The 12,838-nt window shown below is 71.7% G+C and carries 15 protein-coding genes; 6 read left to right on the forward strand and 9 right to left on the reverse strand.

From position 1 onward, the window contains the following. The first annotated feature begins 153 nt into the window (after positions 1-153). The 3 genes from AB0H81_RS29070 to AB0H81_RS29080 all read left to right on the forward strand — a co-directional run bounded on the left by AB0H81_RS29070 (position 154) and on the right by AB0H81_RS29080 (position 2,280). Positions 154-555 carry a hypothetical protein gene (locus AB0H81_RS29070; protein ID WP_358380930.1) on the forward strand — a complete coding sequence of 134 codons (402 nt, stop codon included), beginning with the start codon at positions 154-156 and terminating at the stop codon, positions 553-555. Between the two features lie 40 nt (positions 556-595). Continuing rightward, entirely contained in the window at positions 596-841 is a 246-nt protein-coding gene (locus tag AB0H81_RS29075; protein WP_358380952.1) for a hypothetical protein, read from the forward strand. A gap of 131 nt (positions 842-972) precedes the next feature. Continuing rightward, on the forward strand, positions 973-2,280 hold the full coding sequence (locus tag AB0H81_RS29080; RefSeq protein WP_358380932.1) for an MFS transporter: 1,308 nt from the start codon (positions 973-975) through the stop codon (positions 2,278-2,280). 6 nt (positions 2,281-2,286) lie between these two features. Here the strand turns inward: AB0H81_RS29080 and AB0H81_RS29085 are convergent, their stop codons facing one another. Continuing rightward, positions 2,287-2,520, reverse strand: coding sequence for a hypothetical protein (locus tag AB0H81_RS29085; protein ID WP_358380934.1), 234 nt, complete (start codon positions 2,518-2,520; stop codon positions 2,287-2,289). Between the two features lie 87 nt (positions 2,521-2,607). Here AB0H81_RS29085 and AB0H81_RS29090 point away from each other — a divergent pair, with 87 nt between their 5' ends. Beyond that, positions 2,608-3,213, forward strand: a complete 606-nt coding sequence (locus AB0H81_RS29090) for a Uma2 family endonuclease (protein WP_358380936.1) — start codon at positions 2,608-2,610, stop codon at positions 3,211-3,213. Positions 3,214-3,268: 55 nt separating this feature from the next. Here AB0H81_RS29090 and AB0H81_RS29095 read toward each other — a convergent pair whose 3' ends face one another. From AB0H81_RS29095 to infC, 7 genes are all read right to left on the reverse strand, one after another. Further along, positions 3,269-5,824 (reverse strand): phenylalanine--tRNA ligase subunit beta, encoded by a 2,556-nt coding sequence (locus tag AB0H81_RS29095; protein ID WP_358380938.1) that lies wholly within the window; start codon positions 5,822-5,824, stop codon positions 3,269-3,271. Next, positions 5,824-6,864: a phenylalanine--tRNA ligase subunit alpha gene (pheS, locus tag AB0H81_RS29100; protein ID WP_358380954.1), complete on the reverse strand. Its 1,041-nt coding sequence runs from the start codon at positions 6,862-6,864 to the stop codon at positions 5,824-5,826. Before pheS ends, AB0H81_RS29095 begins: the two co-directional genes overlap by 1 nt. A 157-nt stretch (positions 6,865-7,021) precedes the next feature. After that, the gene (locus AB0H81_RS29105; RefSeq protein ID WP_358380940.1) at positions 7,022-8,104 is read right to left on the reverse strand and encodes a PAS domain-containing sensor histidine kinase; all 1,083 of its coding nucleotides are present in this window, start codon (positions 8,102-8,104) and stop codon (positions 7,022-7,024) included. A gap of 329 nt (positions 8,105-8,433) precedes the next feature. Next, positions 8,434-9,240: an RNA methyltransferase gene (locus AB0H81_RS29110; RefSeq protein ID WP_358380942.1), complete on the reverse strand. Its 807-nt coding sequence runs from the start codon at positions 9,238-9,240 to the stop codon at positions 8,434-8,436. 187 nt (positions 9,241-9,427) lie between these two features. Continuing rightward, positions 9,428-9,811, reverse strand: coding sequence for a 50S ribosomal protein L20 (gene rplT, locus AB0H81_RS29115; protein WP_310712324.1), 384 nt, complete (start codon positions 9,809-9,811; stop codon positions 9,428-9,430). A 24-nt stretch (positions 9,812-9,835) separates the two neighbouring features. Continuing rightward, positions 9,836-10,030, reverse strand: a complete 195-nt coding sequence (gene rpmI / locus AB0H81_RS29120) for a 50S ribosomal protein L35 (protein WP_043622108.1) — start codon at positions 10,028-10,030, stop codon at positions 9,836-9,838. A 123-nt stretch (positions 10,031-10,153) separates the two neighbouring features. Beyond that, positions 10,154-10,768 (reverse strand): translation initiation factor IF-3, encoded by a 615-nt coding sequence (gene infC, locus AB0H81_RS29125; protein WP_358380956.1) that lies wholly within the window; start codon positions 10,766-10,768, stop codon positions 10,154-10,156. 344 nt (positions 10,769-11,112) lie between these two features. Between infC and AB0H81_RS29130 the strand changes: the two genes are divergently transcribed. Both AB0H81_RS29130 and AB0H81_RS29135 read left to right on the forward strand, forming a co-directional pair. Continuing rightward, positions 11,113-11,370, forward strand: coding sequence for a type II toxin-antitoxin system Phd/YefM family antitoxin (locus AB0H81_RS29130; RefSeq protein ID WP_358380944.1), 258 nt, complete (start codon positions 11,113-11,115; stop codon positions 11,368-11,370). Continuing rightward, positions 11,367-11,783, forward strand: coding sequence for a type II toxin-antitoxin system VapC family toxin (locus AB0H81_RS29135; RefSeq protein ID WP_358380946.1), 417 nt, complete (start codon positions 11,367-11,369; stop codon positions 11,781-11,783). The genes AB0H81_RS29130 and AB0H81_RS29135 overlap by 4 nt, the downstream gene beginning before the upstream one ends. On the opposite strand, the gene AB0H81_RS29140 is transcribed toward AB0H81_RS29135, so the two are convergent. Beyond that, positions 11,749-12,681, reverse strand: a complete 933-nt coding sequence (locus AB0H81_RS29140; protein WP_358380948.1) for a shikimate dehydrogenase — start codon at positions 12,679-12,681, stop codon at positions 11,749-11,751. The two genes, AB0H81_RS29135 and AB0H81_RS29140, sit on opposite strands and share 35 nt — an antisense overlap. Positions 12,682-12,838 lie beyond the last annotated feature (157 nt).

Consider the following 12,838-nt stretch of genomic DNA (forward strand, 5'->3'; position numbering starts at 1 on the left):
CTACGCGCAGGTCGGCGCGGAGATAGGCGCCCGCATTACCTGGCGCGTAATCGCGGGGCCCCACCCCCGGATGGCACCTTTTCGGTTGTCGGCACCGGACACCGGACGACACCAACCCCCGGACACAGAACCGGACACCGAGAAGGAGCCACGATGACCGCCGTGACCGTCACCACCGACCGGACCAAGTTCCTGCGCCTCGCCCTGGCCGCGGACGCGGCCGTGACCGGGGTCAACGGCCTCGCCTACCTGGCCGCGGCGGGTCCCCTCTCGGACCTGCTCGGGCCCGGCGCCGGGCTGCTGCGCGGGATCGGAGCGTTCCTCCTCGTGTATGCCGTGGCCGTCGGGGTGCTGGCCGGCCGCCCGGCCGTCAACGCCGCCGGGACCAGGGCGGTGATCGCCGTGAACCTCGCCTGGACGCTGGCCAGCCTGGTCGCCGCGGTCGTCGACTCCGGCGAGTTCACGGTGCTCGGCCTGGTGTGGACCGTCGCCCAGGCCCTCGTGGTCGCGGTCTTCGCCGAACTGCAGATCATGGGCCTGCGCCGGGCGCGCTGACCTCCACGCTCACACTTCGTACGAAAGGCTGAAAGACCCGCTGGCCCAGGTGCGGGGCCACGAGGCGATCGCCGCCGTGATCGAGGGGGCGCAGGGCATGTTCCCGGGCCTCGTCTTCAGCGCCGGCGAGGTGTTCGACGCCCACCACGACGTCGCCCGCTTCACCTGGCACCTGGGGCCCGAGGGCGGCGAGCCGGTGGTGGTCGGCTTCGACGTGGTGGAGCCGGCCGGGGACGGCCGGATCGCCCGGGTGCTCGGGTTCGTCGACAAGGTCCCGGCCGCCTGACCATCCCTTCCCCGCGCCTTCCCTCTCCGCCGAGCGGCCCCCGGAACGTCACCCGGGGGCAGCTCGGCGTTCCGGCGTGCCTGCTGAAAAGCGTTTGCCCCAGTGCCCGCCAACCGGGACAATCAGCGGCCGTGCCGCGACGTTTCCTCGACCTGTTCCGCCGCCTGATGCCCGACGTCGGGCCGCTGCGCGACTCCCGCGACTACCGCCTGCTCACCGCCTCCGGCATCGTGACCATGTTCGGCACGTTCATCACGGTCGTCGCGGTGCCGTACCAGATGAAGGAGCTGACCGGCTCCCCCGTCGCGGTCGGGCTGGTGAGCCTGGCGGAGTTCGTGCCCATGGTGGTGTGCGGGCTGTGGGGCGGCGCGATCGCCGACGCCCTCGACCGGCGCAAGGTCATCCTGCTCGGCGAGCTGGGCCTCGCCCTGACCTCGGCGATGCTCACGGTCAACGCGCTGCTGCCCGACCCGCAGGTGTGGGTGCTGTACGTGGTGGGCGCGCTCTCGACGGGCATCGGCTCGCTGCAGCGGCCCAGCGCGGAGTCCTTGACGCCGCAGGTCGTGCGGCACGACCAGCTCGGCGCCGCCGCCGTGCTGCAGAGCCTGCGCTGGAACGTCGGCGCGATCGTCGCCCCGGCCCTCGGCGGCCTGCTCGTGACCTCGTTCGGCCCGGCCACCGCCTACGCGGCCGACACCGTGAGCTTCGTCCTGTCGTTGCTGCTGCTCTGGCGGATCGCCGCTCGCCCGCCCGCCGAGGACGCCGCCCCGGCTTCGCTGCGCTCGATGGTCGAGGGCGTCCGCTACGCCGTGGGCCGGCGCGACCTCATGGGCACCTACCTCGTGGACATCGCGGCGATGGTGTTCGCCATGTCCACGGCGCTGTTCCCGTTCCTGGCCGACCAGCTCGGCGCGTCGCGGGCGCTCGGCCTGCTCTACTCGGCGGGCGCCGTGGGCGGCCTGGTGGCCTCGCTCACCGGGGGCTGGACGTCTCGGGTCCACCGGCAGGGCCTCGGCGTGATCCTCGCGGCGGCCGTGTGGGGCGCGGCGGTGGCCCTGGCCTCGGTCGCTCCCAGCGTGTGGCTGGTGTTCGCCTGCCTGGCGCTGGCGGGCGCGGCCGACATGATCAGCGGCATCTTCCGGATGACGATCTGGAACCAGACCATCCCGGACGAGCTGCGCGGGCGCCTGGCGGGCATCGAGCTGCTCTCGTACGCCAGCGGCCCGATGCTGGGCAACGCGCGCGCCGGGCTGATGGCCGGCTGGGGCGGGGCGAGGTTCTCGCTCGGGGCGGGCGGGCTGATGTGCGTGGCGGCGGTGGCCGGTCTGGCCGTGGCGCTGCCGGGCTTCCGCAGGTACGATGCGCGCACGGACGAGCACGCGCTGGCCGAGAAGGCGCGCCGCGAGGAGCGGCAGGTCACCGAGGCCGGCACGGCCTGATCGGCGTCACTCGCCTTCGCGCCACCCGTCGCGCTCCTCCACCAGGGCGTCGACCCGGGCCAGGTGCGCGCCGTCGAGCCCTTCGACGATGACGAGCCACTGCGCGTCCTCGGCGTCGTCCTCCCCCGCCAGGGTCTCGCGTACGACGCGGGGTACGCCGAGCTCGGGGAACCACTCGCCCAGCGTCTCCGCGACCTCCTCGGCGTCGTCCCGCTCGGCGAACACCAGCAACTGCCTCATGACATGGCATTGTGCCGCAGATGTAGCGAACGCCGCGTGTTGCGGAGTTTACTGACCGTGAACACGCTAGCTTGTTACCGTAGGACCATGACGGCAGAAGCGGTGAGCCTGGAGATGGAACCACCTTCGCTACCCGACTGGGTCATCCCTCCCCCGGGAGGCTTCAAGGCCGAAGATCTCGATCACATTCCGGATCTGCCTGCGCACACAGAGTTGATTGATGGAAGCTTGGTCTTCGTGAGCCCCCAAGCTTCCTTCCACATGCTCGTGGTGGATCTCCTCGTCGCCGCATTGCGACGCTGCGCGCCAGACGACGTGCTCGTCCGGCGGGAGATGAGCGTCATCCTCGACGAGGATCTGCGGCCGGAACCGGACGTCTGTGTCATCCAGGCAGACGCCGAGAAGAGCCTGCTGCAGACGTTCTACCGGGGCTCGCAGGTCCTTCTCGCCATAGAGGTCGTGTCCCCCGAGTCCCGCAGACGTGACCGGCAGCGTAAGCCCATGCTCTACGCGGAGGCGGGAATCCCGCACTTCTGGCTGGTAGAGGAGCACGACGAGAAGCCCGTCGTCTACGTCTTCGAACTGGAGCAGGCCACGCGCACGTACGCGCGAAGCGGCGTCTTCCACGACCGCCTCAAGCTGACCGTCCCGTTCGACATCGACATCGACCTCACCGAGATCGAGCGGATCTGACGCGCACGACGAAGGGCCCGGTACCGCGGTACCGGGCCCTTCGTCGTGTCCGAGATCAGGCGCCCCGGAGCTGGGCCCCCACCCGGTCGGCCGCCATCGCGACCGCCGTGTCACGCGCCGCCGTCGTCTCCTCGACCGTCAGCGTGCGGTCGGGAGCGCGGAAGCGCAGTGTGTACGCCAGGGACTTGTGCCCCTCGCCCACCTGCTCACCCGTGTAGACGTCGAACAGCCGGATCGATTCCAGCAGCTCGCCCGCCCCGTCGCGCAGCGCCGCGGCCACGTCGGCCTCCGGCGTGAAGTCGGGCACGATGAGCGCCACGTCCTGCGTCGCCACCGGGTAGGCCGACACCTTCGGCGCGTCGGTCGGGCCGGGCAGGACCGCCTCCAGGCGCGACAGCTCCAGCTCCATGGCCGAGGTGCGCGGCGGCAGGCCGTACGCCTCGATCACGCGCGGGTGCAGCTCACCGGCGTGGCCGACGAGCGTGTCGCCCACGTAGAGGGCGGCGCAGCGGCCCGGGTGCCAGGGCTCGTGCTGGTCGGCGACCACCGACAGCTCGACCTGGGCCTCGGCGGCGACCAGCCGGGCGGCCTGCACGGCGTCGGCCCAGCACTCCTGCCGTCCGCGGCCCCACCAGCCGGACCGGTCGAACTCCCCGGCCAGCACGACCGCGACGCGGCGCGGCTGCTCGGGCAGGGCGGCCTCGATCGCGGCCAGCTCCTCGGCCGCCGGCCGGCGGTCCACGCCGGGTGTCGGGGCGGTGGCGGGGGCGTCCTCGCGCGGCCGGTACACCGCGCCGGACTCGAACAGCGCCACGTCGGTGAAGCCGCGCCCCACGTTGCGGGCCAGCGTCTTGAGCAGGCCCGGCAGCAGCGTGGTGCGCAGCAGCGGCTCGTCGTCGGCCAGCGGGTTGACCAGCCGGGCCGCCCGGCGGCGGGCGTCGTCGGCGGGCAGCTGGAGGCGGTCGAGGTCGGCCTCGCCGAGGAACGGGTAGGCCAGCACCTCGACGTACCCGGCGGCGGCCAGGGCCCGGCCGACGCGCCTGCGCAGCCGCTGCTCCTCGGTCAGCCCCGCCCCGGCCGGGGCCTTGGGGAGAACCGACGGCAGGTGCTCGTAGCCCTCCAGCCGGATGACCTCTTCGGCCAGGTCGTTGGGGTCGGTCAGGTCGGGCCGCCAGGACGGGGGCGTCACCGTGATCATGTCGGGGCCGGTCACGGCCAGCCTGGCCGCCAGCTCGCCGCCGGTGACCACGCCGGTCGGGTCGACGGCTCCCCTGCGCACGGCCGGGTCGTCGCCGTCGGTCACGGTGCAGCCGATCTGCTCCAGCCGGCGGACGACGGTCTCCTTGGTGTACGGGACACCGGCGACCGTGCCGGGGTAGCCGGCCGGGATGGCGATGCGGGGTGGCTGCGCCTCGGTCTCGGCGTGGGTGACGCCCCGGCCCGGGGTGCCGCCGCCGAGCTCGGCGAGGAGCTGCACGGCCCGCCACGACGCGGCCAGCGGCAGCTCGCGGTCGACGCCGCGCTCGAAGCGCTTGGACGCCTCGGACACCAGCTTGTGCCGGCGCGACTCGCGGGAGATGCCGGTGGCCGAGAAGTGCGCCGCCTCGATGACGATGTCGGTCGAGGTGTCGGAGATCTCGCTGTCGAGGCCGCCCATGGTGCCCGCCATCGACAGCGGGCCCGCCTGGTCGGTGATGAGGATGTCGTCGGGGTCGAGGTCGCGGACCACGTGGTCGAGCGTCTCCAGCCGCTCGCCGGGCAGCGCCCTGCGCACGACGATCTCACCGGTCAGCTTGGCCCGGTCGAAGGCGTGCAGCGGCTGGCCGAGCTCCAGCATGACGTAGTTGGTGACGTCGACGGCCAGCGACACCGGCCGCATGCCGGCGCGCGCGAGGCGTACGCGCATCCACAGCGGGCTCGGCGCGGCCGGGTCGAACCCGGTGACCTCGCGCAGCACGAACCGGTCGCAGGCGGCCGGGTCGGCGATCGAGGCGGGCCAGGCCGTGCCCTCGGCCTCGGGCAGTTCGACGTCGGCCGGGTCGCGGAACGGCACGTCGAAGGCGGTCGCCGCCTCACGGGCCACGCCGCGGATCGACAGCGCGTAGCCGATGTCGGGGGTGATCTCCAGCTCGATGACGTCGTCGCGCAGGCCGAGCAGCTCGGCCACGTCGGCGCCGACCGGGGTGTCGGCGGGCAGCACCATGATGCCGCCGTGGTCCTCGGTCAGGCCCAGCTCGCGCTCGGAGCAGATCATGCCCTCGGACATGCGGCCGTACGTCTTGCGCGCGCCGACCTCGAACCCGCCGGGCAGCACGCCGCCCGGCAGCACGACCGGGACCCGGTCGCCGACGGCGAAGTTGGTGGCGCCGCAGATGATCTCGCGCGGCGTCGCCTCGCCCGTCTCGACCTTGCAGTGCCGGATCGGCTTCTTGAACCCGGTCAGCTCCTCGAACTCCAGGACCTCGCCGACGACGACGTTCTTGACGTCGTGGCCGTAGGAGGCGATGGACTCGAGCTTGAGACCGGCCGCGGTGAGCCGGTCGGCCACCTCGTGCGCGGTGACGGCGGGAAGATCGACATACTCCCGCAGCCAGGAGAGCGGGACCTTCATCAGATCTCCATTCCGAACGGGAGGGTGAAGCGCACGTCTCCCTCGACCATGTCGCGCATGTCCTCGGCGTTGTGGCGGAACATCAGCGTCCGCTCGATGCCCATGCCGAACGCGAACCCCGAGTACCGCGCCGGGTCGACCCCGCAGGAGACCAGCACGCGCGGGTTGACCATGCCGCAGCCGCCCCACTCGATCCAGCCCTCGGACTTGCAGGTGCGGCAGGGCGGGTTGCCGGGCACCGCCGAGGCGCCGCGGCAGACGAAGCACTTGAGGTCCATCTCGGCCGACGGCTCGGTGAAGGGGAAGTAGTTGGGCCGGAACCGGGTCGTGATGCCCTCACCGAACATGATCTCGGCGAAACGGTCGAGCGTGCCCTTGAGGTGGGCCATCGTCAGGCCCTCGTCGATCGCCAGCCCCTCGACCTGGTGGAAGACCGGGGTGTGGGTGGCGTCGAGCTCGTCGGTGCGGAACACCTTGCCCGGGGAGATCACGTACACGGGCAGCTCGCGCTGGAGCAGCGCGCGGATCTGCACCGGGGAGGTCTGGGTGCGCAGCACCATGCCGGAGCCGGCGGAGCCGACGAAGAAGGTGTCGTGCTCGGAGCGGGCCGGGTGGTCCTGGGCGATGTTGAGGGCGTCGAAGTTGAACCACTCGCCCTCGAGCTCGGGTCCCTCGGCCACCTCGTAGCCCATCGCGACGAACGTGTCGGCGATGCACTCCTGCATCGTGGTGAGCGGGTGGCGGGCGCCGCGCGGCTGCCGGTCCCAGGGGAGGGTGACGTCGACGGCCTCCTCCACGAGGACGCGCGCGTCGCGCTCGGCCTCCAGCTCGGCCTGGCGGGCGGCGAGGGCCTGGCCGATCGCCTTGCGGGCGGTGCCGACGCGCTTGCCCGCCTCGGCGCGGGCGGCCGGCGGCAGGGCGCCGATCTCGCGGTTGGCCAGGGCGATGGGCGAGCGGTCGCCCGCGTGCGCGAGGCGGGCCTGCTTGAGGTCGTCGAGGCTGCCGGCCGACGTGATGGCGTCGAGGGCCTCGGCCTCCATGCGGGACACCTCGTCGGCATGCAACGGTGTCACCTCGACGGGGTCGTAGTCAGACAAGAGTGAGCTCCGTATTCAAGGCTTGAGCGGACAAGAGTCTAACGGTGGAAGCCCACCGGCCGACTCGCGCTTCCCGGCGAAGTGCTTCGGGCGAAGCGCTTCAGGCGAAGTCGGGCGTGCCGGTGGGCACGGTAAATCGGAACTCCGCGCCGCCCTCGGGCGCCCGCTGCACGGTGATCGTGCCGCCGTGTGCCTCGACCAGGCCCTTGACGATGAACAGGCCGAGCCCGGTGCCGCCGCGACGGCGGCTGTTGCCGCGCCAGAACTGCCGGAAGACGCGCGGAGCCAGCTCGGGCTCGATGCCCTCGCCCTGGTCGCGCACCGACACGGCCACTCCCCATCCGACGGACTCGACGACGATGGTCACGGTGCCCCTGCCGTGGCGCACCGCGTTCTCCACCAGGTTACCGAGAATCTGGTCGATCTTGTCCTGGTCGAGCCACATCTCGGGCAGGTCGTCGCCCACGACGAGGCGGAAGCGGCCCTCGGGCTCGCCCGCCGCCACGCGTCCGGCGACCACGCGGCGCGCCCGCGCGGGCACGTCGACGACCTGGCGGCGCACCTCCAGCCGCCCGGACTCGATGCGGGACACGTCGAGCAGCTCGGTGATGAGCCGGGTCACGCGGTCGGCGTCGTTGTTGACGGTTTCGAGCATGACGCGCTTCTGCTCGTCGGTGAAGCGGGTCCACTTGGCCAGCAGCGTCGCGGTGAAGCCCTTGACGCTGGTCAGCGGCGAGCGCAGCTCGTGGGCGACCGTGGAGACCAGGTCGGCGCGGCTGCGCTCCAGCCGGGCGCGGGCCCCACCGTCGCGTAACGTGATCGTCACCCGGGCGACGTCGCCGCCCCGGGCCGGCTCGCGCACCAGCCGGGCCGCGACGTGCAGTTCCTGGCCGCCCGGCAGGTGGAGCGGGCGCTCGGGCACCCGGGTGCGGGTGCGCAGGCCGCCCTGCGGGTCGAGGGCCTTCCACCACTCGCGGCCGTCGTGGTCGCGGAACGGGAACACCTCGTCCATGTCCTTGCCCACGGCCCGCGCGACGGGCACCCCGGTGAGCCGGACCGCGGCCCGGTTGACGGCGAGGACGCGGCCGAACCCGTCGGTCACGATGAGGCCGTCAGGGAGGTCGTCGATGGCGATCGAGCACGCGGGGACGATCTCCTGACCGCCGGTGTCCGCTCCGTGCACGACCTCGCCTCCTCCGCCTACAAGGCCGACAATAGCGGGTTTCCCGTCGCCTAGGGGACTCGCCGCGAGGCTGCGTATGGCAGCGGGGTGGCCGGTTCCTGTCATCCCCGGCGCCACGTCGTTCCTTCCGCCGGCGCGCGTCACGCGACGGGCTGGTGCGACTCGTGGGACGAACCGGCAGGCCCTGACGATCATCCTGGGAGGCCGCGCGCGGTGATCGCCGAGCGGCCTCGCCCGGTGCCCCGGGGGCTCACGCGGTGATCGCGGGGCCTCAGGTGGTCGCGCGCTGGGCGTGGGGCCTCAGGTGGTCGCGCGCTGAGCGCGGGGCCTCAGGTGGTCGCGCGCTGGGCGCGGGCGGAGGCGTACAGGCAGACGGCGGCGGCGGTCGCCAGGTTGAGGCTCTCGGCCTGCCCGTAGATGGGCACCCGGACCACGTCGTCGGCCTCGGCGAGGATCTCCTCGGGCAGCCCCCACGCCTCGTTGCCGAAGATCCACGCGGTGGGGCCGGACAGGTCCACGTCGTCGAGGGTGTGCTTGCCCGCCCCGTCGGCCGCCAGGACCCGCAGCCCGCGCTCCTTGAGCCGACGTACGGCGTCGGACACGGGCGCGCCGGTCACGACCGGCAGGTGGAACAGGCTACCGGCGCTCGCGCGCACGCACTTGCCGTTGTACGGGTCGACGGAGGCGTCGGTGAAGACCACGCAGTCGGCGCCTGCGGCGTCGGCGGCCCGCATGACGGTGCCGGCGTTGCCGGGGTCGCGCACGTGCGCGAGCATCGCCACCAGCGTGGGCTGCCCGGTCAGCGCCTCCTCCAGCGGCACGTGCACCAGCCGGCAGACGGCCAGCAGCCCCTGCGGGGTGACGGTCTGCGAGAGCTCGGCCATGACCTCGCCGCTGGCCCGGTGGACCGGAACGCCGCGGGAGGCCGCCTCGGCGACGATCTCGGGGTGGCGCGACTCGGCCTCGGCCGTGGCGAACAGCTCCACCGTCACCCCGTCGAGCCTGAGCGCCTCGCGCACCGCCTGGGGGCCCTCGGCGAGGAACTTGCGGTCCTGGTCGCGAAAGGCCCGCTTGGTCAGCCGCCGGGCCGCCTTCACGCGCGGCGACTTGACGTTGGTCAGCTCGGATCCCGACATGCTCTTCCTGCTCCCCCTGGCTGTGCTGCTCGCGCCGCCCGCTCGCCTCTGTCCGCCGGCCACGTCTTCGCCCTGATCCGCCGTACGTCCGCGCGGGTGACGATCGCCCGTCCGTACATATGGCAAAGGGCCCACCGTGAGAGGTGGGCCCTCGGCTGGAGCCCGACGTGGGGCTCCCTCACATGTCTCAGCTCGCGGCCGGAGCGTTCACGTTCGCCGGCAGCGCCTTCTTGGCGGCCTCGACGAGCGTGGCGAAGGTCTGGCTGTCGTTGACCGCGAGGTCGGCCAGGATCTTGCGGTCGACCTCGACGCCCGCCAGGCGCAGCCCCTGGATCAGGCGGTTGTAGGTCATGCCGTTCTGACGGGCAGCGGCGTTGATGCGCTGGATCCACAGACGGCGGAAAGCGCCCTTGCGATCCTTACGGTCGCGGTAGGCGTAGGTCATCGAGTGGAGCATCTGCTCCTTGGCCTTGCGGTACAACCGAGACCGCTGGCCACGGTAGCCCGCCGCCCGCTCGAGTACGATCTTGCGCTTCTTCTTGGCGTTGAGCGCCCGCTTCACGCGTGCCATGTTTCTTCTCCCCGGGGGTTCGCGCTACTTGGCGAGCAGCTTCTTGATCTTCTTGGAATCGGCGTCGGAAAGGACGACCTCGTTCTTGAGACGGCGCGTCAGCGTGGACGACTTCCACTCGTTGTAGTGCGCGCGGTTGGCGCGGCGACGCTTGATCTTGCCCGTGCCGGTGAGCCGGAACCGCTTCTTCGCACCACTGTGCGTCTTCATCTTCGGCATGTCGCCGTCTCTCCTCAATTCGGTCGTGCCTGTGGCCGGGCCGGTGCTGGCCGACCCGGTCGCGGCGTGTTCGTCATGCTGGTGGCTGCTCGGGGTGCTTGTAAGGCTAACCCCTACCGCGGGTCACGCTTCCTGTACGGAAGCTTCCTCTGCGGAAGCTTCCTCTGCGGAAGTCTCGCTGCCACGCTGCGCCTTGGCCGCTGCCTTCTCGGCCTTGGCCTCGGCCTTCTTCTTGTGCGGACCGATCACCATGATCATGTTACGGCCGTCCTGCTTGGGCTGGGACTCCACGAAGCCGAGCTCCTGGACGTCCTCGGCCAGCCGCTGCAGCAGCCGGAAGCCGAGCTCCGGACGGGACTGCTCGCGGCCACGGAACATGATCGTGACCTTGACCTTGTCCCCCGCCTTGAGGAACCGCACCACGTGACCCTTCTTGGTCTCGTAGTCGTGCGGGTCGATCTTCGGCCGGAGCTTGATCTCCTTGATGATCGTGTGCGCTTGGTTCTTGCGCGCCTCGCGCGCCTTCATCGCGGACTCGTACTTGAACTTGCCGTAGTCCATGAGCTTGCACACGGGCGGTCGAGCCGTGGCCGCGACCTCGACGAGGTCAAGGTCGGCTTCCTGGGCGAGCTTCAGGGCATCGTGAATGGAGACGATGCCGACCTGCTCGCCGTTCGGGCCCACGAGGCGGACCTCGGGAACTCGGATACGCTCGTTGATGCGGGGCTCAGTGCTGATGGGGCCTCCTAGGTTTGCGATCCCTACGTGCTCGTCGTGCCGGGGAGCTCCGCGAAACGCGAAAAGCCCCGCACGTCGCGCATGCGGGGCCACTGAGCTCTTCGGCGTCGTGGCCTTCAAGCTCCCCGGAGTAGTCCGGCGTGATCCTGGACCCGGCCACCTCTCGGCGACCCGGGTGGGAGGAGACCTCCGCTTGCGCGTCCAGCAAAGCATGCCGGACCGATCAGAGAGCTACATTACCACAACCGCACGGCAACCTCGAATGTTCCCTCCCGCCACCTCGCCTGCGGCTAGAGTCGGGACGTGACCACATTCTGTCCAGTCTGTCCAGATTGGAGGCATTGATGAGCGTCTGGCAGCTGCAGGAGGCGAAGCAGCGCTTCAGCGAGGTCGTGCGCCGGGCGCACGACGAGGGGCCGCAGATCGTGACCCGTCACGGGGAGGACGTGGCGGTCATCATCGACATGGCGGAGTACCGCCGGCTCAAGGGCGACGAACCCGACTTCAAGGAGTTCCTGCTCAGCGCGCCTGATCTGAGTGAGCTGGATCTCACCCGTTCCAAGGAACTCCCTCGCGAGATCGACCTGGGTGATGTGTGGTGAGTTACCTGCTCGACACCAACGTCGTCTCCGAGATGACCAAGCGCACAAGGAACGCGAACCTGCAGGCCTGGTTGGACACGGTCAACGGCCCGGCACTGTATCTGAGCGTCCTCGTCCTCGGCGAGATCCGGAAGGGGGTCGAACTGTTGCGCCGGCGCGACGCGACACAGGCGGGCGCCTATGAGTCATGGCTCGACCGGCTGCAACACGAGTTCAGGACACGCATTCTGCCGGTGACCCTCGACGTGGCCGAGGAGTGGGGCCGCATGAACGCCAAGCGGCCCCTTCCCGTCGTCGACGGGCTCATCGCAGCCACGGCCAGCGCGCACGGATGGATTCTCGTCACGCGAAACGTCAAGGACTTCGCCGGCCTCGACGTCAAGATGGTCGATCCGTTCGCGTCATCCGTCTGAGGATCTCGGCCTCGCCGGCCGCGCGCATCGCCTCCACCGGGACGTCCGTACGGCCGGTCATCAGCTCCACCTGCCGCACCGCCTGGTGCAGCAGCATCGCGAAGCCGCCCACGACCGTGCCGCCCGCCGCGCGCACCGCCGAGGCCGCGCGGGTCGGCCAGGGCGAGTAGACCACGTCGAACAGGGCCGGCACCCCGGCCAGGGCGCCGGCGTAGGCGTCGGCCGCGCCGCCGGGCAGCGTGGAGACGACCAGGTCCACCCCCAGCGCCGCCTCGAGCTTGTCGAACGTCTCCACCGCCAGCGCCACGCCGAGCCGTTCGGCCGCCTGCGTCGTCTCCCCGGCGCGGGCCGGATCGCGTACGAGCAGCGTGGCGGAGCGCAGGCCGAGGCCCCGCAGCGCCGCGAGCCCCGAGGCGGCCGTGGCGCCGCCGCCGAGCACGGTCGCCGAGCCGGGCGCGGGCACCCCCGCCTCCGTGAGCGCCTGGCGGATGCCGTAGACGTCGGTGTTGTGGCCGTGGGCGGCGCCGTCGCGGAACACCACGGTGTTGGCGCCGCCGACCTCGGTGACCGGCTCCGTCACGGTGTCGAGCAGGGGCAGCACCGCGCGCTTGAGCGGCATCGTGAGCGACAGGCCCGCCCAGGCGTCGTCTCCGGAGCCGGCCTCGCCTCGGGAGGCGACGTCGTCCCCGGAGGCGCCGCCGCCCGCCGGGGCGCCTTCGCCGGCGTGGCTCTCGCCGCGCACCGGCCGCAGCCGCCGGAGGGTCTCCGGCAGCGCCGCCTCGTCGCACTCGATCGCCTCGTAGCTCCACCCGGCCAGCCCCATCGCCGCGTACGCGGCCCGGTGCAGGTAGGGCGAGAGCGAGTGCGCGATCGGTGAGCCCATCACCGCGGCCCGCATGATCACCTGCTCCTTCACGCCTTTTCGAACTGCGTGCACCCTATCGCCCCGGGGAGAGGCGTCCCGCGTCTCAGGGCCCCGGTCCCCTCCCGCCTGTGGCGTCCCCGCCCGGCATACCGGGGTCTTCGGACGCGGCGAGGGCCGCCCGCGCACGTGC

This window comes from Nonomuraea sp. NPDC050691 (genome assembly GCF_040654455.1).
Classification (GTDB): Bacteria; Actinomycetota; Actinomycetes; order Streptosporangiales; family Streptosporangiaceae; genus Nonomuraea.

What these genes read in the sequence shown, in the direction of transcription:
- AB0H81_RS29070 (WP_358380930.1), top strand. Translation starts at nt 154, where the DNA reads ATGACCGCCGTGACCGTCACCACCGACCGGACCAAGTTCCTGCGCCTC.
- AB0H81_RS29110 (WP_358380942.1), bottom strand. Translation starts at nt 9,240, where the DNA reads ATGTCGGGATCCGAGCTGACCAACGTCAAGTCGCCGCGCGTGAAGGCG.
- AB0H81_RS29130 (WP_358380944.1), top strand. Translation starts at nt 11,113, where the DNA reads ATGAGCGTCTGGCAGCTGCAGGAGGCGAAGCAGCGCTTCAGCGAGGTC.
- AB0H81_RS29140 (WP_358380948.1), bottom strand. Translation starts at nt 12,681, where the DNA reads ATGCGGGCCGCGGTGATGGGCTCACCGATCGCGCACTCGCTCTCGCCC.
- pheS (WP_358380954.1), bottom strand. Translation starts at nt 6,864, where the DNA reads ATGGAGGCCGAGGCCCTCGACGCCATCACGTCGGCCGGCAGCCTCGAC.
- AB0H81_RS29090 (WP_358380936.1), top strand. Translation starts at nt 2,608, where the DNA reads ATGACGGCAGAAGCGGTGAGCCTGGAGATGGAACCACCTTCGCTACCC.
- AB0H81_RS29085 (WP_358380934.1), bottom strand. Translation starts at nt 2,520, where the DNA reads ATGAGGCAGTTGCTGGTGTTCGCCGAGCGGGACGACGCCGAGGAGGTC.
- rplT (WP_310712324.1), bottom strand. Translation starts at nt 9,811, where the DNA reads ATGGCACGCGTGAAGCGGGCGCTCAACGCCAAGAAGAAGCGCAAGATC.
- AB0H81_RS29095 (WP_358380938.1), bottom strand. Translation starts at nt 5,824, where the DNA reads ATGAAGGTCCCGCTCTCCTGGCTGCGGGAGTATGTCGATCTTCCCGCC.
- rpmI (WP_043622108.1), bottom strand. Translation starts at nt 10,030, where the DNA reads ATGCCGAAGATGAAGACGCACAGTGGTGCGAAGAAGCGGTTCCGGCTC.